Consider the following 22,606-nt stretch of genomic DNA (forward strand, 5'->3'; position numbering starts at 1 on the left):
CCTGGCAGCTTGCAAATACTATGCCGCTGAAACCGCCGAGGGTGAGCTCACGGTCGAGAATTCTTCTGCCACTTCCCGCAAGTCGCGACTGAGAGCATCGATTCTTACCAAATCCGTGTCCCAGGCAAACATGAACCGTGCTGCTCCGCCGATGAAGGTATAGAACTTCCAGCCCCGTTTGCGTAGCCCAGCCAGAACCTCCTCGGGAGCCAGCAGGAAAACGGCGTTAGCATCGATGCGAGAGGCAATCTTCACATTGGGAATGCCGGCAATCTGCTCGGCAAAGTACCGCGCACACATATTCGCATGGGCTGCATTCCGGAGCCATGCGCCATTCTCGAGCAGCCCCACCCAGGGAGCCGCGAGAAAGCGCATCTTCGAGGCCAGCTGTCCGGCCTGCTTGCAGCGATAGTCGAAGTCGATGGCGAGCTTCCGGTCGAAGAACAGGACTGCCTCCCCGATGGCCATCCCATTTTTGGTGCCCCCGAAGCAGAGCACATCGATACCGCTCTTCCAGGTCATCTCGGCGGGCGAGCAAGCCAGGCTTGCACAGGCGTTTGCGAACCGCGCCCCGTCCATATGCAAATAGAGTCCATGAGTACGGCAGACCTCGGAAATTGCACGGAGCTCGGCCAGCGAATATACGCGTCCCGTCTCTGTAGACTGCGTGATGGTGACTGCGTGGGGTTTGGGGAAGTGGATGTCCTGGCGCTTGGTTGCGATTTCATGGATAGAGTTCGGCGTCAACTTGCCGTCCTCGCACTCGGCGACCAGGAGTTTCGAGCCGTTGGAAAAAAACTCGGGCGCGCCGCATTCGTCGGTCTCGACATGCGCGGAGTTGCAGCAAATCACACCGTGATAAGACTGACATAATGAAGCTAGAGCAAGCGAATTTGCCGCGGTGCCGTTGAAGGCGAAAAAGACCTCGCACTCGGTCTCAAAGAGCTCGCGAAACGCATTCGAAGCCTTCACCGTCCAGGGATCGTCGCCATAAGACGATACATGGCCATGATTGGCAGCTTCCATGGCCGCCCATGCCTCTGGGCAGATGCCAGCGTAGTTGTCGCTGGCGAACTGTTGCAGCAAATCGGCGCGATCGATTTCAGTCACGATGTCTTCTTCTCCGCGGGGCACGGCGTAGATCTCTTTAGATATTATCTGCTGCGATCCGGCGGCCGCTATTGCCGTAACGCAGCAGTTGCATGAAGCCGTAATCCATGTGCAGCTGCTGATGACAATGAAAGAGGCTGTTTCCCGGGTTATTCGCCAGAAGATCCGCTTCGATGACGTTGTAACGTTCGAGCCGCACAGTATCTTTGAAAATTCCGGATACGGGGACCTGATCCACCCGCTTCAGTTCAAAGCTGTGCCGGTGCAGGTGGACGGGATGAGCGCAGCCAGTCGCATTCATCATGCGCATCCGATAGCGCTGCCCTTCGCGCAGGTAAACCGGCTCAATGTCGGGGTACGAGCGCCCGTTGATGGTCCAGCGATCGATGCTGCCAGGGGCATCGGAGTTCTTTTCAAAGAGCATCTCGAGAGTCTCGATGGGCGTCTCCTCGCTGCCTGGCTTCTTCGGCTGCGGCATGCTGAATCGCGCATAGGACCAATCAACGACCTGAGGCGGATTCCAAACTGCGGCGCCTTGGTGATTAGCATATTCGACGCGAATTCCTAAACCGCGGTCGCGCTCGGTTGCATCCAGCGAACCAAGGACCCAGTTACCAGGGGCATCCATCTCGACGATGGCATCGATCCGTTCGGCTACGCCCAGCGACAGCACCTCTACCTTGGCCGGGTTGGGAACGGCGTTCCCGTCAAGCGCGAGCACCGTGAACCGGTGGCCGGGCAGACTGAGCCAGACATCTTCCGTCGCACTGGCGTTGAGAAAATGAAACAGGACGCGCTGCCCCGCGCGGACCCGGAGCGGTTCAGCCGTGCTTAAAAGCTTGTCGTTAAAGGACGCATAGCGGTAAGTAATCTCAGGGCAAGACTCGGATTGCTCCTGGGCAGGCACAAACGAGGGCTCCCAATGATGGACAGCCAGAAAGACTTCCTGATCGTAGTCCCCCGGCTGGCTGCGGGGCTCCACGAGTAGAAATCCGAACTGGCCGCTGTAGGTGGCTCGATTGAGATCGGTCAGCGCCATGGTGTGCGTGTGATACCAGCGCGTTCCCGAGGGGGCAGGAGTGAAACGATATTCGACTTTGGCCCCGGGCGCGATCATGGGGCTGCCCTCTTCCATCGCTCCGTCGGCGAGCGCACCGATATGCAGGCCATGCCAGTGGACCGATTCAGCGCTGGCGGTCTTATTGACAACGGAGACCGTCACCGGCACACCTTCTCGCATTCTCAGAATTGGGCCCGGTGCTTTGCCGTTGTAACCGGTCGTCTGCACAACCACGCCTGGAGCTAATTCGACCGTGACGGGAGTAATCTCAAGGGAGAATTGCTCGACGGTTGAAGACCAGGCCAGAGAGCGGTCGATCAGCGACACGGCGCCGGCGCTTGCGGCGAGTTGAAGAAATTGCCTGCGGTCCATCGGCCCGTGGTCGATCATCGACACTCTCCGACCAGGGTTGGCCCTTCGCTCTTCCAGTTGATAAATTCAGCTAGAAGCGTTCTACACTGCATGTGCCGCAGTGTAGCACCGCAGGTCATCTGGAACGCCAAAACCAGGAGGGTGTCTGTCACAGGAGAGACAAGAGAAGTCAATTGACCGGGCGCTCGGTATGGATGAGCAAATCACCCGAGCCGACCACGTCGATGGCCACGCTCGGACGATCGACACCGCAAGCAGCGAGGACAGCCTACTCGCGGCGGAGCAATGGGACGGCTACGGCGGCGAAGGAGACTATGCCAAAGCCAATGGGAATACCCACGCCGTGATGCGGGCGGGACACGGCATCCGCGACGCGGTCTACTCGGGGAGGCTCAATGAGGCGCAGGCGATTGAAGAGACCCTCGACTGTGTTGTTGTCGGCGGAGGAATCAGCGGTTTGGCTGCCGCCCACCTTTACACCGAGAACACGGGACGCTCAAAGCGCTGCCTGATCCTCGAAGATCATGCGATCTTTGGCGGCGAGGCGCGCCGCAATGAATTCCTCGTCGACGGCCAGCGATTGGTCGCCAATCAAGGGTCGGCAATGTTCTTCCCGCCGATGCCGCTTTCTTCTACCCAGAAGTTCTACGAATCGATCGGCTTCGACGGTCGCCCCTTTCAATACCAGGATTGGGGCGGCGGCCAGCCTGTATTGCCGGTTGCCCAAACTCCATATGCGGAGGGTGGTCCTCACTCCGGCATGTTTTTCGGAGCGCGCTTTGGTCATCCCGAAGGCCTTTGGCTATTCGATCCATGGGGGAAGAGTCTCGCCGGGGCGCCGTTTCCTGAACCAGTGAAGCGGGAATTGCTGAGGGCGCGCAAAGAGAAGCCGGCCTTCAGCCCGCCCCGCTCCCATGGCGATGCGGTCGCTCGAGCGCTCGATAAGATAAGCCTTGAAGATCACCTCATGCAGCGGGATGGACTCAGCCGGGGGACGATCCGTACTTACATGCCTTACGCCGCGAACGGTGCGGGAGCTTCGGCCGATGAGATCTCCGCCTACGCCGACTATGCTCCGGATCTACTCTTCCCGTGGGACGACTCCTCGGGAGCACAAATGTTTCCGGGAGGAAATACCGGCATCGCCCGTTTGCTGGTGAAGACAATGCTTCCGAATGCGCTGCCTGGGCCAACTGGACTTGGCTCGGTCTTTGCTCAGAAGGTCGACTTCACCCGGCTCGATCGCGAGGGGGACCCGGTGCGTATCCGGCTAGGCGCGACGGTCGCCGAAGTGAAGCATGAGGGGGATGCAGTGCGTGTCACTTATGCAGTGAAAGATAGATTGTTCGCGGTACGCGCCCGCTCCGTCATCATGGCCGGAGGTTGGAGCACCTGGAGGACGATTCCGGATCTGCCCGAAAGCTATCGCGATGCTTATCGTCAGTTCTACCGCATGCCGTGCCTGGTAATGAATGTCGCGCTGCGCAACTGGCGTTTCCTGGCAAAAATGGGCATCACCGAAAGTCAATGGTTCGAAGGATTAGGCGACTCCTTTGCTGTGCGCCGGATTGCGACCTTTGGCGGTGTTCCCGCAGCGATCAGCCCGGACGACCCGACTGTCTTGACGATGAAAATTCTTTTTACCGAGCCCGGACTCCCGCTTGCGCAACAGGCGACCCGCGGACGAATGCGTATGTTGAGTACATCCTACGAGGAGTTCGAGCGCCGGATTCGTGAGCAGTTTACGCTGATGTTCGCGCGGGCGGGCTTTGATGCCCGCCGTGATATCGCGGGAATCATTTTAAATCGCTGGGGCCATGCTTATCTCTGCGCCCAACCGGGGTTCTTCTTTGGCAGAGACGGCAAACCGGCTCCGCGTGAAATCATCAGAAGCGCTCCTTTCGGCAAGATCGCTTTCGCCAACTCCGACCTTTCCGGCATTATGGACCATCGCGCCTCCATTGCCGAGGCGGATCGTGCCGTGAAGCAAATCCTGGCATAATCACAGCCCGCCCAAGGGCCCCGATGGTGTTGCGACCGCATCTGAGTAATTCAAACGAGGTGAAAATGAAGGATGGTCCAGTTCGAGTCGGTATCATCGGCTCGCAATTTCAAGCGGAATGTCATGCCGCCGCAATCGATATGATTGAGGGTGAAATGACGGTGGTGGCAGTGGCATCCCCAACCCCCGGAAACGCTAAAGCGTTAGCAGATCGTCATAAAATCGCCCGGGTCTACAGCGACTATCGCGATTTGGCTGCCGACCCGGAAATCGAGGCAGTGACCATTACCTCGCCCAACGCTCTGCATTGCGAAATGGCCGTAACCCTGGCGCAGGCAGGCAAACATGTCATCTGCGAAAAGCCGCTCTGCGTCACCCTCGACGAAGCAGACAGGATGATCGAAGCGTGCCGTGCTAATAGCGTTCTGCTGCTTTACGCGGAGGAGCTTTTCTTCACGCCGAAATACCTCAAGGCGAAAGAGATGGCCAACTCCGGCGCCTTTGGGAAGGTACACCTCATTAAGCAGAGCGAGAAGCATTTTGGTCCGCACTCGGAATGGTTTTGGGATGTCAAGCGCTCAGGCGGCGGCGCGCTGCTCGATCTCGGCTGCCACGGAATTGCCTTTGCTTACTGGTTTCTCGGGCGTCCCAAGCTCTTGAGCGCCTACTCTCATCTGGGCACGTACGTCCACGGCGACAAGACCCAGGCCGATGATGAAGCAGTCACCATCATTGAGTTCGAAGGTCAGGCGTTCAGCGTTATCGAGAATAGTTGGGCGCGTCGCGGAGGCATGGACGACCGCATCGAAATTTACGGCGAAGGTGGCTTGACCATCGCCAATCTTCACATGGGAAACGCTCTGCCCACCTATAGCGAATATGGCTTTGGCTATGCGGTAGAAAAGGCCCCAACGACGACCGGCTGGACCTATCCTGTCTTCGAAGAGTTATGGAACTACGGCTTTCCTCAAGAGATGCGCCACTTCGCACGAGCCATCCGCGGACTGGAATCACCGCAGGCGACCGGCGAAGATGGAAAGGTAGTGCTCGAGGCGGTGTACGCCGCCTATGCCTCTGCGGGCCTTGGTTGTAAAGTATCGCTGCCTTACCAACCAACGACGGCACGGCCCATCGATGAATGGTTGAAGAGGAAGCAGGCATGAACCGTCTTCCCATGCTCGAGAACATCTTTGCGCAACCAGCGTCGCATCGAACCCTGCTCGACTACCATGCCGGTCAAGGAAGCACATCGCTTCAAACATGTGGCGAGCGACTCCGCAACGCCTCGGGAAGATTGATTTACTCAGGGATGGGCGCTTCGATCTTTGCGGTTATCCCGGCCGTCAGCCGGTTGCTCGAGAACGGTTATCCGGCCCAGATCGCGGAGAGTTCCGAGCTGTTGCATTACGGTAGCGCCTCCTTGACAAAGGAGGATGTCGGTATTTTGATTTCGCGTTCCGGGGAATCGGTCGAGGTTGTGCGTCTTGCAGAGAAAATGCGAGAGGCCGGTATGACCGTGATCGGTGTCACCAATGTTCCTGGCTCGCCTCTCGAACAACTCGCCGACCATACCCTGACCATTGGGTCGCAAGCGGACCAGCTGATTGCCGTCCAAACTTATACGGGCACGGTTCTCACCCTGCTTCTGCTTGCCGAAGAGGCTATCTCGGGCAGCAGTCTTGAGTTCAGCCAAGCTGCCTCGGCGATGCTGCCGCAGCTTTCGGCCCACATTGACGCGTGTTTCGAGGCAAGCGAAAGCTGGCGACACTGGTTGGAGCCAAGTGGAGTGCTCTACTTGCTTGGCCGTGGTCCGGCGCTTGCCTCCGTGCAGGAAGGCGCGCTGCTGATGCATGAGACTGCCAAAGCTTCAGCGGTCGGCATGTCCTCGGGGCAATTCCGCCACGGCCCAGTGGAGTGGGTCTCAGCGGAGTCCCGCGTGCTTGTGTTCGGCGCGCCTGAGGCAACCCAGGCCATCGACCGGTCACTGGCCAACGATCTCTACCGCATGGGAGCACAGGTCCGCTGGATCGGCCCGTCGCAAGGCGGCAGCGACAGCGGGGAGCACGCTCCAGCACTCATCCCTTGGCCCGACGTTGCGCCTGCGTTTGCGCCAGTCTTTGACGTTGTTCCCATGCAAGTTGCATCTTACCGGCTAGCGTTGTGGCGTGGCATTGTTCCCGGAGACTTTCGCTATGCCTCCGAGATCACGTCCGCAGAGTCCGGGTTCCCGCTCTTTCAATCACGGCATACTTCAAAGGAATGACATGTATTGAAGGGAAAGGATGGTCTCTTGAATGTAGCTTCTTGACACCGCAAACGGCTGTAGATAGAGTTTGAAAATCTTTGACGAAGAGTTAAGAGGGCAGAATGGCAGGTCAGGCGCCTAGTCGACGCGAGCTTCTTCAAGCATTGACCCTGGCGGCCGCGGCAAGTGCCTGTCCCGGGTTCTGTCGCTGGAGTTACGGGCTCAGTGAAGCCGGCGCGCAACAAGCCAATGGTGCTTCCAGTGCGATCGTCAATCCCGTCTATCGTCCATTGTTTTTCACACCGAAACAATATCGAACGATCGAAGTACTGGCTGAACTCATTTTGCCTTCGATTCAGGATGGCGAAGGCAAGCAGCAACCGGGCGCCCGGGAGGCAGGCGTCGCCGAGTTCATCGACTTCATGGTGGCGAGCGATCCCTCTTTGCAGCCCCAATTTCGAGACGGGCTGACCTGGCTTGATCACGCCTCGATGCCTGCAGGGACATTTGCCGGCTTAGAGCCGCAACAGCAGACCGCGCTTCTCGAGCGACTTGCTTACAAGGCCAGATATAAAGAAAGCGAACAGGCCGGGCAGCATTTCTTCAAGCTAGTACGCCGGTATACAGTGATGGGTTTCTACACCAGCAAGATCGGTCTCGAATCGCTGGACTATCCTGGGCTCACCTTTTACGCAACCTCTCCCGGATGTACTCACGCCGGCAATCCTGAACATACCGGTCTTTGATCTTGACTCTAGGATGGGGCGCAATTCTTGGACACTTATGATGTCATCGTAATCGGCACGGGGGCGGGCGGTGGCATGGCCATCAAGACCCTCTGTGAAGCGGGCCTCAAGGTCTGTGCGTTAAACGCCGGACGCCAGTTGGATCCCGCCAAGGATTTCCGTCACCATCGGCTGCCGTATGACATGAAATTCCGCGGCTTTGATTCTCCGGAACGCCGCGCCCAGAGCGTCGGCTACATGGATAGCGAGTATGTCGCTCCGGACGCATGGGAGCACGAGATCGCCTACGCGACCGCCGAAGGAACACGTTGGACGTGGCCTCGATCGAACGCCGTCGGCGGCAAGACGAACTTCTGGGGCCGCTCTGCCGCGAGAATGGCTGAGATTGATTTCAAGGCTGCCTCGCGCGATGGATTCGATGTCGACTGGCCGATTTCTTATGACGAGATCGCCCCTTACTACACCCGCGTGGAAGAGATGATTGGCGTGGCCAGCACCATACAGAATCGGACTTCCAATCCCGATGGTAGATATCTGCCGCCTATCAGCTTTCGATGCCTGGATCACATCATCGAAGCCGGAGCGAAGAAATCGGGCATTCCTTATCTTCCCGACCGCATCGCGCAACTTACTAAGGAGCATCAAGGCCATCCGCCATGTCATTACTGCGGGAATTGTACGGAGGGGTGCGATGTGGGAGCTTTTTTTTCATCGCCGTACTTCCTTCTACCCACCGCCCATGCGACCGGCAATCTCGAGCTGCGAACCAATGCGGTCGCTCGCGAAATCCTCGTTGATTCCGATGGCCGCGCCAAGGGCGTCGCTTACATCGATCGCACTAACCGCGCTGAGCGGGAAGTTTATGCCAAGGCCGTCGTGGTCGCTGCATCCTGCGCGACTACGGCGCAGATCATGTTGAATTCGAAATCAAGACACTGGCCTAGCGGCATAGCCAACTCCAGCGGGCAGCTAGGCAGAAATCTTTGCGATCACCTCTATGGCACTTCCGGATACGGATATCTTCCCCAGCTCCTTGGCCAGCCCAGCTTTCCTGACAATGTTTCCACAGCCACTGTGGCGTGGCTGCCGCGATGGCAGAACCTGGACAATCCCAAGCAGGAAAAATTCATACGCGGCTACTCTTTCTATCCCGGCGGTGGCTGCGATGTGTTTCCGAGCTACTACGACGATATTGAAGGCTTCGGTGCGTCCTATCGGGCTGAGATCAAGCGCCGCTACCCCACTCCGGTAAGCTTTACGGTGCAGGCACCATCACAGCGCTCCGATCAGAACTTCGTCGACATTGATCCAATCAAGAAGGATGTTTTCGGCAACCCCCAAGTACGCTTCCATTTTGCCTGGGATGAGAACACGATGAAAATGTGGGAGCACTCCGTGCAGGTATGCAAAGAGCTCTTCCATAACATGGGCGGCGTCTACCAAGGCCATGGCGAACCGGAGTCGCCCGGATGGAGTCTGCATGAGACAGGGACTTGCCGCATGGGCAACGATCCACAGCATTTTGTCACGAATCGCTTCGGCCAGACTCACGATGTCCCCAATCTTTATGCCTGCGACGCCAGCGTGCTGCTCAACTGTACTGACAAGACCACTACACTTTCCGTTCTAGCGTTTTCTTTGCGTACCTCCGAATACATTGTCAACCAGTTCAAGGCAGGTTCCCAAACGTCTACCGTTCCGAGCCGAGGATGAAGCTACTGACTCGAAGGACCTTTGTCGGCGCCGCATTGCTTTGCTCCGCAGATGCTGCGTTTGGAGTGACAGCGCGTTCGCCTCGGGCCAATTTTCCAATCGCTCCCCGTGCGCGGATCGCCGTTGCCACTTATCCGTTCCGCGCCGTGATGGATGCGCCAGGTAATCCCGATCGCGATCCCGCGAAAGCTGGGATGGATCTAGCGGCCTTCGCTAAGTTGGTGAAAGATGAATTCAAGGTCAGCGGCATCGAACCGCTCCACTCCCACTTCTCCTCGACAGAACCAGGTCAGATCGTCAAGCTGCGAGCGGCCTTTGACGCGGTCGGGGTACATACAGTCAATATTCCTGTCGACGAACCCGTAGAACTCTGTAGTCAGGTTGAAGAAAAACGAAATGCCGGGAATGCGAGTTACCGCCGATGGATCGATATCGCGGTTATTCTCGGTTCGCCAAGCATTCGGGTTTCAATTCCCACCTGCTCCGATACTTCAGATATTCCCAAGGCTATACAAGCTTTGCAGCCCACTCTTGACTACGCGCGTGAAAAAGGAATCGTCGTTAACCTGGAAAATGATGATCCTGTCTTGTCCTCAGCGACCCGTATCCTGGCAGCTATCCAGCAAGCGAATACGCCGTGGCTGAGAGCGCTCCCCGACTTCGCAAATTCGCTCATGGGTGGCGATGAGCGATTCAACACGACAGCCGTCAAGCAGATGTTTGCCCACGCCTGGAACATCACGCATGTCAAAGATGCGGAAGTTATCAAAGGGAAACGCGAGACTGTCTCGCTTGGCGAGCTCTTTACTATCGCTAAAGCCTCGGGCTATCGCGGCTACTACTCGATGGAATCGGATTCGGAAGTAGACCCATTCGCTGACACCAGGCACCTGATCGAACAGACCTTGTTGCTGATGTAAAGCCGTCGGCCGTTTCACCCGACTGCCTTTCCTCATTTCTCAGGCGTCTCGCGGCCTGGTCCTTATCACTCGAAGTGTTTCATTGACAACAAGCGAAGTAGACGCATATCTTGGGTTTCAATCGATTCAATACGCTCGGGAAGTGAGGCCGCAATGCTGCTCTCCGCCACTCATCGGGTGCTCCGCCCCTTCAGTGTTCTAGTCGCTCTTCTTGGCTTTGTCTCGTTAGCTGCACAAGCCGAGTCCGCCTATGTCCGGGTAAGTCAAGTGGGCTATGAAGTTGGATCGTTGCCCGCGCGCGCCTATCTTATGTCGACTGCATCCGAGACAAATGCCACCTTCAAGGTTGTATGTCCCGATGGCCACAGTGCCTTTACGGGGAAGGTTGGCTCGCTTTTGGGAACGTGGGCGAATAGCAAGCAGCTCACCTACAAGGTCTATGCTCTTGATTTTGTCGTGCCGCGCGGCCGCAGTTATACCATCTCCGTTGCTGGACCCGTAGCAGCGCTCTCGCCCAAATTCGCCGTTGATGTTCCCGACGCTTTATATCCAGGATTACTGGTCAATTCGCTGTTCTTCTATGAAACCCAGCGAGACGGAGCCGACTTCATCCAAAATGCATTGAGAGATGCTCCTGGGCACCTGAAGGACAAGAACGCTAAACTCTACGAAACTCCCCCTCTCGATGACAACGACCTTATCAACAACGTGCCGCCGGCAAAGCCGCTAACCCCAGCGAAGCTCCCCAACATCGATGCAGATGGTGGATGGTGGGACGCCGGCGATTATGAGAAGTATGTTGAAACGATAAGTTATACAACCGCATTGATGGAGATTGGGGTTCGCGACTTTCCTGCTCAAATGGGGCCCGACGCGCCACTCGATCCACCTGCGCCTCCAAATGCAGTCTCTTACGCGGGCGACAGCGGCGCCGGATCACCCCGGTCAGCGGATTTCAGCGCGGAGGCGAAGTTCGGTATCCATTGGTTATTGAAGATGTGGGATAACTCTGCCCATGGACTCCCATATCAGGTTGATAACACCCAGGATTGGAACTATTACGGCGAAGGCGACCCAGCCTCGGCAGAGGGCGGCTGTGGCGGCACCTACAATACCCCTTACTGCCTCCTTACCGAGTACGACATCTGGACGCTTCCCCAGGCTGCGGACAACTACAAGCAAGATGGCGATCCAGGGGCTTGCGATCCATTCACCACTTTCTTCATCTGCAATCGTCCCGTCTACGTAGCCCCGCGACTCTCATTAAGTCCCAACCTGGCCGGCCGTCTAGCCGCAGATTTTGCTCTGTGTTACCAACTTAATCGCGAACAGGATCCAACCTTGGCGAAAGCATGCCTGAAGGACGCTGAAGAGGCTTTCGCGCTTGCTGACACACGTTATCCCGATCCAGCGCCCTCGGTAGGTTCCGGGTCCTGTCCAAACTGCTTGCTGACCATTGCTCCTTTCGACGGGTACCCCGAGACCGTCTGGGGCGATGATATGGAGTTAGGTGCAACCGAGCTATCCGTGGCGCTGCGCTTTGCTCATGGCGAATCGGACTTGCCTGCCGGATTGCCGCATACGGATCCTAACTTCTATTTGCGGCAGGCTGCCAGCTTTGCTAAGTATTACATCGCCAAGATTTACAAACCGGGCTTCAGCGACACTCTCAATCTCTATGATGTCAGCGGACTCGCCCACTTCGAGTTATACCGGGCGCTTAAAGATGCAGGCGACCCACAGGATTTGGATGTTTCCCAGCAGACGATAGGCAATCAGCTTCTCTACCAGGTGAATGCGGCAGTGGCCCAATCAAGTTCGGACCCGTGGGGGTTCGGAGTGCCTTGGAGCGCGGGCGACACCACCTCTCATGGAGCAGGTTTGTCGGTGATGGCGAGCGAGGCCTACTCGATGACTCATGATCCGCGCTATAACACTTACTCGCAGCGATGGCTGGCTAATATCCTGGGGGCGAACTCGTGGGGATCGTCCTTCATCGTTGGCGATGGAAGCACCTTCCCGAATTGCATTCAGCATCAGGTCGCTAACCTGGCCGGGGCGCTTGATGGCACCGCCGGCGGCACGCCCATTCTTTGGGGAGCCGCCACCGAGGGTCCCGACAGTTACACGAGTTCGGGCGTGGTAGGTGGAATGAAGCTTTGCCCCGCGAACGGGGTTGACACCTTCGCGAAGTTCAATGGGAATCCGGGCGCCTACAATCCATCCGAGACCGCGTTGTTCCAGGACAATGTGCAGTCGTACAGCACAACCGAACCGGGCATCGATCTGACCGCGACCTCCTTCCTGATGTGGTCGTGGAGGATGGCCGAGGGCAAATAGACTGGAACTCATTGCGGCGGCCTAGCGACGTGAATCAGCGCTTTGTCGCTCGGACGAGTGTCTCCACTCCGGGAACGATGCCATCGATCAGCGTCGCCTGTGGCGCACCTAACTTTTTGAGCGATGCAAGTTGATCTCCCCTGGTGGCTGCACTCACGGATTCACGCTTCTCCAGCGAATCGAGCGCCGACAATCCGATCGCCGCTGCTTGGCTGAGGTTTCGCGAGAGGGGCGCGAGTTCCGCGGTCAATGCAGAATGCGGAAGCAGCGGCTGCAGTAGCGCGTCGTTGTCCCGCCATAATGTGAGCCATTGCCGCGCTTGCCGACGATCGTTCTCAGTGGCAGTGCCACCAGCGATGCGATCTGCAATGCCGCGGAACTGCCGGGCTTGGTCGCTCTCCGATGGCACCGCATCTACCAGATGATTGAGCGGAGTGTAGCTGTAATATTTGGTCAGCTCTTCACGCGAATACCCCTTCGGGGGTTCAACCACGCTGGCCAGCACCTTCAATGAGGATGGATCTTCATCGCCAACCATCCGCTCTATCATCAGCTCGCTGGTTGTGCGATACAACATTCCACGCTGGGCCAGATCCTCAGAGACGACTCCAAGCCGCCGGTACATCGAATCAACGTCTTTCGTTTCCTGAGGCGACCACAGCCGCTCAGCGATTGCCGCCGTTCGAGGCCAGATGCGACCGCCAACGTTCTCCGGGGTCGTATATTCCGACCACATGGTCGCTTCGCCGCCAAGAATATTCTTCTGTTGATCGGCGGTGAGCTTCGCAGTGGCGCCTTCAAGAGGATCAACCGCATAGTGCTGCGACGCTGGCTGGTTTAAGTCGATGTAATATCCGGTGGAAAGAATGCCGCGGTTGCCGCGCTCCGCCGCCTGCGCCAGAGACTTCTGACCGCGCCACGACTGAATGACTACGTCCTTGGGCGTATCCGGCTGCAGCACTTCGTCCCAGCCGACAGTAATCTTTCCGCGCTTCGCCACCAGCTTCTGCACCCGGCCGGTGAAGTAGGCCTGAAGCGCTGCATCGTCTTTGAGGCCGTGTTCGCGCATGAATTGCTGGATGCGAGGATTGCGGTCCCACTCCTTGCCGTTGCACTCGTCACCGCCGATGTGAAAGTATGCGTCGGGAAACAGCGCCGTCATCTCTTCGATAAATCGATCGAGAAATTCATAGGTGCTCTCCCGGGTAGGATCCATTGCCGGATCGAAGATGCCAAATTCCCGCTCAATTTGGTAAGGCCCGTTGCCGCTTGCGATGTTAGGGTACCCGACGAACCAGGCTGTTGCATGGCCCGGCATGTCGAACTCAGGAATGACGCGGATGCCGCGATCGCGAGCATAGTCGATGATCTCGCGGACCTGTTCCTGAGTGTAAAAGAGGCCGTCGGAGCCCTTTTCCTGAAGCAGAGGGAAAGTCTTGCTTTCGATGCGAAAACCCTGGTCTTCGGATAGATGCCAGTGAAAGACATTCATCTTGACCGCTTCCATTCCATCGAGAGTCTGACGGACGACATCCACCGGCATGAAGTGGCGCCCCGAGTCGAGCATCAACCCCCGCCAGGGAAAGCGAGGCTGGTCATCGATGGTGATTGCAGGCACAACGAAACCATTAGGCGAGATCTTCGCCAGTTGGAGAAAGGTCTGCAGCCCGCGCAAGATGCCGAGCGGATTGGCTGCATTGAGAACTGCCTGTGTCGGGGTAATCTCCAGCCGGTAAGATTCGTCTTCACCGAGCTGCTGGACCGGTGCACTCGGGCCTGCCGTTTTGATGATGAGCTTCGATTGATTCACCGGCTGCGGCGGAACCGGAAGGATTCCGGTTTCGCGCGACAGGGTGGCGACGAAGCGGTCGCGCGCCCGTTCCAGCCGGGGTTCGGTATAACCCTCGAAGACGACCTGCAGTCCTCCGTGAAGAGAAAGGCTACCAGCGCCTTGAACCACATGGGCGGGTAGCGGCATTACCGGCAGCGTCGCCTGCGCATACATCGGGCTGCCATGAAGGACAAAGAAAACGCAGGTCACAACAAGAGCGGTCGCAAACCGCCGGAGCTTACTCAACGAAAACATTTTCTGACTGACCTTCCCGATAGTTTGAGACAAAGAAAAGCAGTACGGCACGTCGTGGCGTACTGCTTAAGTGAGCTATTCCATTACTGTTGCTCTGCCTAGAAGACAAATTTTCCAGCGAGTTGCAAGATGCGGGCATTATGCGCGGCGCTCGCGGTCAAGAACGAGTCACCGGCGCAGTTCGCAGCACCATAGCAGGCGGTCGTGTTGATGGCGCTGAATTGGGTGTGGTTGAAGATATTGAAGGCTTCTGCGCGAAACTCGAAGTGCATGTCTTCGTGCACGGCGAAGTTCTTGAAGAGGCCCATGTCGAAGTTCGTCCGGTGGGGCAAGCGCAAGATGTTGCGGCCTGCATCGCCGTAGGTAAGCCCTTGCGGAGGAGCGTAGGCATCGCTGTTATACAGGCGAGGCCCGAGTTGACCGGCTGGATGCCGGATGGCTGCCGGTCCGTGGATGTTCCCGATAACGTCTGGGTAGGACTGGACGCTGGTGACAGAATTGCCAGTTCCCGCGTTGTCGGCATTCACTGAATTTGTAACGCTGAACGGAGTCCCAGTTTGGAAGCCGGTCAGATCGGAGATCTGCCATCCGCCGAGTGTCGAATGCAAGAGCCCCGGCTTGGTGAAGAAGGGAAGATCGTAGACCAGGCTGGCTTCGAGCACATGCGTCTCATCGAAGTTCGAAGACGCGAGACTCATCTGCGGATTATAGGCATTTGGAACTTCAATCCCGGCGCCACCATCGGAGGCATCATCGATCGAGTGGCCATAAGTGTAAGCGAGACTGCCGTTCAGCCTGCCAAAGTAATGGCTGACTCCGATTTGCAGCGCGTCATATTGCGACTGCGCGATGTTTTCGGAGTGGGTGATGCCGCTAATGCCGACAAATGGACGATAAGGGTCGGGGGTGTTGCCGCAGGCAATGGCGAGGTGGTTTGCCACGTCTCCGCTCACCACTTGACCGTTTGCTGTGCCCGTATAATTTCCGGTGTTATCCAGCGCCAGACTACTGCAGTCTGCCGCCGATATTACCTGGCCCGGCCCGTACGGATTCTCAGAGAGCGGTATCGGCTGCAACTGGTTGTACTCGTGGCGCATCGGCAATTTCCTTCCGAGACTGCCGACATAGGCCACTTGCATGGTGGTATGGCCCGGCAGTTCGCCTTGGACCGCCAAATTATATTGCTGGACGTAAGGCCATACGGCATGAGTGGGGATCGCGATGAAGCTGAGCGGGAACTGCGTGATCGTGCCGCCAGTGGCGTTATAGCTTGTGAAGTTGGATCGAACCGGAGTCTGCACGAGCGGTGCGGTGCCCTCGAGGTATTCGGAGTTGCTCTCGTTGCCGTTGGTGTGCTCAAAGAAGATACCGTAACCGCCGCGCACTGCAAGCTTGCCATTTCCGAACACATCGTAGGCAAAACCAACTCGCGGAGCAGGATTGAAGAGATGTCCGCTCATGCAGCCGGCATAAACCCCGTTGACGCCGCATTGGACGATGCCATTGAAGATATTGCCGCTGCCGGGCACAATCGAGCCATCGACCGGGCTGACCTGCGGGGCGGCGGCTGAGTTCCACGCTGCGGCCTCGAAGTTGCCAGACTGGTTGCTGATATCTTCGTAGGTCCCGAAGAGACTAATCCGCAGTCCCAGGTTCAGCGTCAACTTTTGGTTCACCCGCCAGTTGTCTTGAAAGTAAGGCTCGAAGATCTTGTACCGGTTGTAGTACTTCGGTTGGTCTGAAGTTTGCGTAAACGACCCGACCTGGCCGGCCAGCAAATCGGCGAATGGGTTGCCGGTAGTGACGGAAGAAGAGGTGCTGAAACTATAGACCCCCTGGACGGGAACCCCGTTGTTGTTGCCCACCGCGGGCTCATTCTTCTGTGCGGCTATGAAGGAGGCGCCGGTGATGAAGGTGTGGTCTTTATACGTTTTAGTTAGATTGTCGCGGTAGGTATAGGTGGGGTTCGAGTTTTTCCACGGGAAGTACCCGGTGTTCGCATTAAACCCGCTCCCGTAGGCTGTTCCGCCGCTGACGCTGATCCACGGTAGAACCCCGCCATAGCCGTTATTGAAGAAGCCCTGACCAGTGAAGTCTTGCCGTCCGATACCCGGCGTGGTGTTGAGCAGGGTAATGTGGTCAGAGGTGTAATCGGCAACGAATTCATTCACCAGCGAAGGGGAAGCGGTGTAAGTCAGATTTGCCACCATATCGATGCCGGGGCCGGCGAAACTATTCTGCACGGTAGGAAAGGAACTGGATTGGAAGGTGGGTGGATTGCTGACCGTTGACCAGGAATCATAGATGAAGCGGAAGAAGCCGCGAAGCTTCTCATTGACCACCTGGTCGACGCGGAAGAGTTCTTCGCGATTGGTGGTGAGCTGCGATGGAGAAGACTGGAAGAACGAAGAGGTCCCGGAGCCGACATTTCCTGCGGGGATGAGGACCAACAGCGCGGCGCCATTTGGATCAATCGGAACTTGATTATTGGCGTAGTACGCGCCCGTTGTCGGGTTGACCGGGCAATTGGGGAAGTCTGTAGCGTCCACCGCACTTCCCGGGGCCGGGCAGAGGTCGGAGAAGTCGCCAGTGCGTTCCGCATTTGAGGGGACTTGCTGGTTGAAGACCTGCCCGGGAACGTTCTCATGGCGAAATTCCTGCGAGTAGAAGAAGAAAGTCTTTGGCTGCGCAGGATGGTAGAGCTTAGGGATGAAGATGGGACCGCCGATGGTAAACCCGTAATCATGCTTCTTGTAGGTGGGTACCGATGTTTGGAAATAATTACGAGCGTTGAAGGCGTCGTTCCGCAGAAATTCGAAGACATCACCATGGAAGTGCTCAGTACCGGACTTCGTCTGCGAGAGAACCGTCCCGGAGGCATTGCGGCCATACTGCGCACCATAGTTCGAGGTCAGCACTTCGGTCTCAGCGATCGCGTCAACATTGGGATAGACATTGAGCGTGGTGTTGCTGCCGTTGTCCATGAGACTCGAGCCGTCGATCTCCCAGTTGTTGTACTCCGTCCGGCCGCCGTTGATGCTATAGGCGATACTGCCGGCGACGCCGGTCTCCCCTTCATCCTGCCCGGTTTGATTGATGACGCCAGGAGACAGGGTGACGAGTTGGCTGAAATTACGACCATTGAGGACAAGCTGCGTAATCTGTTTGCCCGTGATGGTGAACGATATCTCGGGAGACTCGGTCTGTACAGTGCCGAGATCGCTGCCGCTCACCTGAACTTCGGAGGACACCGCGCCAACCACTAGCTTCGCGTCCACTCTTTCGTTGCGGGAGACGCGCAAGACTATGCCGTTCGCCGTGAACTTCTCGTAACCAGGAACGGTTACTTGCAGGCTGTACGTGCCGGCATCCAGCGCCGGGAAGGAATATTCCCCGCCGCTATTGGACGTGGTGGTGGTTGCTGTGCCTTGTCCCGACTTGGTAAGCGTCACCTGCGCGCCTGGGATTGCGCCGCCGCTCTGGTCGGTGACTGCGCCATTGATCGATCCGGACTGCTGGCCCGACGCGCGGTTCAATTGAACGAGACCCAGAAACAGCAAAAGCGATCCCGTAAGAAGGAGTCGCTTGGTGAAGGATCGGGTTAGGCTGGCTTGGAGGGGACATGGACCAGAGAACTGGCGCTTCTCCGATACGCGTTGATCTTGGCAAGACATAGGCGGCACGCCTCCGAAATTTCTGGGGAATTATAGTTCTGCTTAGCTTGAACAAGCCTTTTTGCTGGAGATGAAAATTCTTGCAAAGGAATTACCAGATATTAAAACGTTTGAACATCATGTCAAGCAAAAGTTTTTTCTAAGTGAATCGTGCCCCCTTTTTGAGCTTCTACTCTCCCGGGCTGAACCGAATCGCGACAGACTCTCCCCAGGAGTTACAAGCCTGCAAACCGCCCCTCAAGCACCTGGCTTTCCTCGTCTGTCGCTCCAAACCGGTACACTGCTCTGGAATGCGGTGCAGCCTGTGAAACGCACAACCCGCCTCGGTGCATTGCTGCCGGTGCTGCTCTATGGCGTCTTGTTGCGTCCCTCGAACGCGGCTGGGGAATTGATCCTACTGGCAAGCGAACAAGCCAATAGCGCGTCAACCAATGATCCGGCGGCGCTTTTTCGACTGGGCAAGCAGGCGATGCAAACTGGCCAGCTGACAATCGCCGAAGAGGACTTCCGGCGGGTCATCGCTCTCGATCCAAAATCTGGAGCGGCTCACGTCAACCTTGGCGTCACTTACATGCGATTGAAGCGCTGGGATGACGCACTGAGTGAGTTCCGCCGGGCAGAGGAGCTATCGCCCGGTCAACCCGGTATTGAATTGAACATCGGACTCGCCTACTACCGCAGAAACGACTTCGCCTCAGCGATCGAACCATTCTCCCATGCCTTGGAGCGAATGCCCGACCCGAGCCAGGCCAGATATCTGCTGGGGCTGTGTTACTTCTTCACCAACAAGTACAAAGAAGCGACTGACACCCTCGCGCCCCTGTGGGAAAAGGAATCTGCCAATCTCAACTATCTCTACGTCCTTAGTATCGCGGCCAGTAAGTCTTCGAACGCCGCACTCCAGCAGCAGGCCTTTGAGCGCATGCTCGCCATCGGACAAAACACTCCGGAGTTTCACCTCTACATTGGCAAGGCGTGGCTCGCTGAAGACGACACTGATAAGGCGTTGAATGAGTTTAAGCAGGCTGCATCGATGCGGCCGGATCTTCCCCTTGTGCACTACTTCCTGGGGCGCACTTACCTCGAGCAGCATGCGTTTTCGCAGGCCGAAGCCGAACTGCGAAAGGACATTGCCATCGAGCCCGACTTCGCCTACACCTACGAAGATCTAGGCATCATGTTCGCCCAGCTCGATCAGCCAGCGAAAGCGGAACAGGCCTTTCTGCAGGCGATCGAACGCAACAGTTCGCTGGTGAATTCGTACTTCGGCCTTGCCAAACTCTATCGCGGCCAAGGCCGCTATTCTCAGGCACTGGAGATGCTGGATCATGCCATCCCTCTGGCGCCGCAAAGCGCCAGCCTGCATTACACCCGCGGCCAGGTGCTCGCCCATCTCGGTCAAACCGCCAAGGCGCATGCAGAATTCGACACCTCGGCGAAGCTGCTCAAATCCTTCAACGATCGACTGCAGCTCGATCCTTCGGGCGACCGCTCTGCGGATGCCCAGGACGCTGCCCAGCAGTAATGCCGGCCAGCAGTAACGCCGGAAGCTTGAGCCCCTTCGCGCATCCACAGCTGGCGCCCCAGCCGGTCAGCTCGCTGCCCAGGGCGCGCGATATTGGGGCATCAACAAACTACTGGCGCGCTCGGAACCCTGGGTCAGGCGGAAGCTTTCGGGGTCCCACTCCAACAGCTCCTGGGTTCGGATGGCGATGTTCCCCAGCATCAGGCTCTCCACGATCGGTGCTTCGAAGGCGTAATTAGCACTGGCTGGGGGTCCTCCATGACACGCGTGGATCCACTCGTAATAATGCGCTAAGTTGGCTGATGTCGCGGTCGGTCCAAGCTCAGGGCGCAGCGGCTGAAAGGGCTCGTTCGCCTGGGTCAACGCCGGCAACGGCGCAGCCAGGCCGCCATTTGAAGAGAACATCCGAGGCGACGACGCCATGTAGCCGGTGAGCAGCTTGCCGCGATCTCCGCTGTACATGACCCCCTCACCGCCGACACTCATCTGCGCATCTACTGGGAAACCATCAGGCCGCTCTGGCTTAATGCCTCCGTCATACCAATGAAGCTCGACGGACGGCTTGCCGGCTCTGGCAGGGAAGTTGTAGTTCAGCCGCGAAGCTACCGGGTAACAATCCGGGAAGAGCTCCGTGGAACTGGCATCGACGCGATCGGCGGCCCCGAGATCGAGCGCACGGAAGATGGTATCGAAGCCGTATTCACCCATGTCCCCGATTGCGCCGCAGCCATAGTCGTACCACGCGCGCCAGACGAACGGCAGATAGGCGTGGTTGTAGGGCCGGGATGGTGCTGGCCCAAGCCACATATCCCAGTTCAATCCGGCAGGGATCGGATCGGCCGTCGCCGGCGTGTTGAGCCCCTGCTTCCAGAATGCCGAAGCTCGTGTGGTCCAGATATCCACGCGCTGGACCGCGCCAATTGCTCCGCTCTGTACCAGGTCGATCACCCTTTTCGAGTCGGCGGTTTGTGAGTTAAAGATGGAAACCTGCGTCGCCCGCTTGGTCTCCTGAGCCACCTTGGCCATCTGCCTTGCCTCGCCGACCGTATGCGCCATCGGCTTCTGGCTATACACATGTTTCCCGGCGCGCATCGCGGCAATGGCAATCACTGCATGCCAGTGATCGGGCGTGCTGATGACGACTGCATCGAGGTCCTTCTCTTTGCTGAGCAGCTCGCGGAAATCCTCATACGCAGTGCAACCAGCGTAGCGCGACTTGCCTGCGTCCTTGGCATAGAAGGCGTTCGTGATAGATTGAGCCACCTCACGGCCGGCAGTGGGGCCGGTCAATCCCGTGCCCCAGCCAGGCTCCTGGAGTAGCAGTCGAACCTTGTCGCGAAGCTCGTGAGGGCCCCAATCAAGATAGTCGCTGCTCTGCCGGTTCACATCGCACACGGCAACCAGCTGTACCTCGGGGATGCGCAAGAGGTCCAGCATCACCCGCAAACCCTGGGAGCCCACGCCGATGCAGGCGACTGTCAGCTTGTCACTCGGCTTTGGTGTAGTTTGGCCACTGGCCCAACGAGGGAAAAGAAGCGCGCCCGAGGCAGCTGCGCTATAACCGAGGAAGTTGCGACGACTGATGTTCCGCATGTGTGCCTCATCTTAAACACGGCCGATTCATTTGGGAAACTGCAATCGAACGCTGGATGGACGCGCGTCCCACTTATGTATTGAATGCGGGGCGTAGTTCTATTCCTCGTATCTAGGCTTAGCAGGCCGCATTTGTCCAGGTACCGTTGCCGTTAGGCCGAAGCTTTGGAGCGCCATGCTACGATGCACGAGATCAATTGCACCCGGCATGACTCCAGTCTCGCCGGACAAGGAGAGCACATCGCAGATGAACCCGGGCCCCATGAGCGAGGCCGCAGCTGTCATTGCTATCGACATCGGCGGCGGCTCCACCAAACTCGCACTCGTGAATAGAAAAGGCGCAATCTCCGGCTGGCACTCTTTCAAAACAGTTGCGTCGAGCGGGGCTGCACTTCTCGAAAGAGTCGTGGCCGCCAGTCGCCGCCTCCAGACGCAGGCGGAACAGCCCATCGCCGGGATCAGCGCTGCGGTCGCCGGCTTTGTGACACCCCAGGGCGAACTGGAATATAACCCCAATCTGCCCTGGCTGGAGCGCATTCCGATCGCTGCTATCCTCGCCGGGGAGTTAGGTTTGGACGTCCTTGTCGATGCCGACTCAAATGCCGCCTGCGTTGCTGAGTACATCTATGGCCGTGGTCGTGGTTCCGAGCGATTTCTTTGCCTGACCGGAGGAACTGGCCTCGGCGTCGGCATGATGGTCGAAGGCAAATTGTTGCGGATCGCCCACGGCTGCATGGGCGATGCCGGGCACGTCATCGTTTCGCCGGAGGGGCCTGCTTGTAGTTGTGGCGGCCATGGTTGTGCTGAGGCCATGCTCTCAACCGCTGTCTTGGCCAAGCGCTACGCAGAGATCATCGGATGCAAAGATGCGGGCTTCCGTGCGATCGTTGAAGACGCACAATCGAACAAGCCGGCGGCCCTCGAGTTGCTGAAAGAAGCAGGCTACTGGCTCGGTATCGCTTCCGCTTCGCTGGCGAACATCTTCTTTCCCGATCGCATCGCCGTTGCTGGGGGACTTTCTCAAGCCGGGGATGCACTTATGATTTCTGCGCAAGCTTCTTTTCGCTCGCATGGTGGCCAGCTTCCTCTAACCAAAGCCTCCCTGGTGCGCTCAACCACTGGCGAACACGCGACCCTTCTAGGCGCTGCAGCATCCTTCTTCCACCCCGAGCTTTTATGAGTTCGAAAGACCTCAAGGCCGGCTGCGGCAAGGTCTCCCA

General features: G+C 57.6%; 14 protein-coding genes. 9 read left to right on the plus strand and 5 right to left on the minus strand.

From position 1 onward, the window contains the following. Positions 1-18: 18 nt before the first annotated feature. Together ACPOL_RS22150 and ACPOL_RS22155 are read right to left on the minus strand one after the other, a co-directional pair. Entirely contained in the window at positions 19-1,110 is a 1,092-nt protein-coding gene (locus ACPOL_RS22150) for a threonine aldolase family protein (protein WP_236656955.1), read from the minus strand. A 37-nt stretch (positions 1,111-1,147) separates the two neighbouring features. Next, positions 1,148-2,560, minus strand: coding sequence for a multicopper oxidase family protein (locus ACPOL_RS22155; protein WP_236656956.1), 1,413 nt, complete (start codon positions 2,558-2,560; stop codon positions 1,148-1,150). A gap of 172 nt (positions 2,561-2,732) precedes the next feature. Here ACPOL_RS22155 and ACPOL_RS22160 point away from each other — a divergent pair, with 172 nt between their 5' ends. From ACPOL_RS22160 to ACPOL_RS22190, 7 genes are all read left to right on the plus strand, one after another. Further along, positions 2,733-4,544 carry an NAD(P)-binding protein gene (locus ACPOL_RS22160; protein WP_114208976.1) on the plus strand — a complete coding sequence of 604 codons (1,812 nt, stop codon included), beginning with the start codon at positions 2,733-2,735 and terminating at the stop codon, positions 4,542-4,544. A gap of 65 nt (positions 4,545-4,609) precedes the next feature. Then, positions 4,610-5,707: a Gfo/Idh/MocA family protein gene (locus ACPOL_RS22165; RefSeq protein ID WP_201758935.1), complete on the plus strand. Its 1,098-nt coding sequence runs from the start codon at positions 4,610-4,612 to the stop codon at positions 5,705-5,707. After that, entirely contained in the window at positions 5,704-6,807 is a 1,104-nt protein-coding gene (locus tag ACPOL_RS22170) for an SIS domain-containing protein (protein ID WP_161557512.1), read from the plus strand. Before ACPOL_RS22165 ends, ACPOL_RS22170 begins: the two co-directional genes overlap by 4 nt. Before the next feature lie 104 nt (positions 6,808-6,911). Then, on the plus strand, positions 6,912-7,535 hold the full coding sequence (locus tag ACPOL_RS22175; RefSeq protein WP_114208979.1) for a gluconate 2-dehydrogenase subunit 3 family protein: 624 nt from the start codon (positions 6,912-6,914) through the stop codon (positions 7,533-7,535). A 27-nt stretch (positions 7,536-7,562) separates the two neighbouring features. After that, complete coding sequence (locus ACPOL_RS22180; RefSeq protein WP_114208980.1) at positions 7,563-9,248, plus strand: GMC family oxidoreductase N-terminal domain-containing protein; 1,686 nt, start codon at positions 7,563-7,565, stop codon at positions 9,246-9,248. After that, positions 9,245-10,168 (plus strand): sugar phosphate isomerase/epimerase family protein, encoded by a 924-nt coding sequence (locus tag ACPOL_RS22185; protein ID WP_114208981.1) that lies wholly within the window; start codon positions 9,245-9,247, stop codon positions 10,166-10,168. The genes ACPOL_RS22180 and ACPOL_RS22185 overlap by 4 nt, the downstream gene beginning before the upstream one ends. 153 nt (positions 10,169-10,321) lie before the next feature. Further along, a complete protein-coding gene (locus ACPOL_RS22190; RefSeq protein WP_114208982.1) occupies positions 10,322-12,508 on the plus strand; it encodes a glycoside hydrolase family 9 protein in 2,187 nt (728 codons plus the stop codon). Positions 12,509-12,542: 34 nt separating this feature from the next. On the opposite strand, the gene ACPOL_RS22195 is transcribed toward ACPOL_RS22190, so the two are convergent. After that, complete coding sequence (locus tag ACPOL_RS22195; protein ID WP_114208983.1) at positions 12,543-14,594, minus strand: beta-N-acetylhexosaminidase; 2,052 nt, start codon at positions 14,592-14,594, stop codon at positions 12,543-12,545. Between the two features lie 98 nt (positions 14,595-14,692). Continuing rightward, positions 14,693-18,154 (minus strand): TonB-dependent receptor, encoded by a 3,462-nt coding sequence (locus ACPOL_RS22200; protein ID WP_161557513.1) that lies wholly within the window; start codon positions 18,152-18,154, stop codon positions 14,693-14,695. A gap of 418 nt (positions 18,155-18,572) precedes the next feature. On the opposite strand from ACPOL_RS22200, the gene ACPOL_RS22205 reads away from it, so the two are divergent. Next, complete coding sequence (locus ACPOL_RS22205) at positions 18,573-19,793, plus strand: tetratricopeptide repeat protein (RefSeq protein ID WP_161557514.1); 1,221 nt, start codon at positions 18,573-18,575, stop codon at positions 19,791-19,793. 66 nt (positions 19,794-19,859) lie between these two features. On the opposite strand, the gene ACPOL_RS22210 is transcribed toward ACPOL_RS22205, so the two are convergent. Continuing rightward, the gene (locus tag ACPOL_RS22210) at positions 19,860-21,386 is read right to left on the minus strand and encodes a Gfo/Idh/MocA family protein (protein ID WP_114208986.1); all 1,527 of its coding nucleotides are present in this window, start codon (positions 21,384-21,386) and stop codon (positions 19,860-19,862) included. 208 nt (positions 21,387-21,594) lie between these two features. On the opposite strand from ACPOL_RS22210, the gene ACPOL_RS22215 reads away from it, so the two are divergent. Then, positions 21,595-22,566: an ROK family protein gene (locus tag ACPOL_RS22215; RefSeq protein WP_236656957.1), complete on the plus strand. Its 972-nt coding sequence runs from the start codon at positions 21,595-21,597 to the stop codon at positions 22,564-22,566. Positions 22,567-22,606: the final 40 nt, after the last annotated feature.

This window comes from Acidisarcina polymorpha (assembly GCF_003330725.1).
GTDB classification, from domain to species: Bacteria; Acidobacteriota; Terriglobia; order Terriglobales; family Acidobacteriaceae; genus Acidisarcina; species Acidisarcina polymorpha.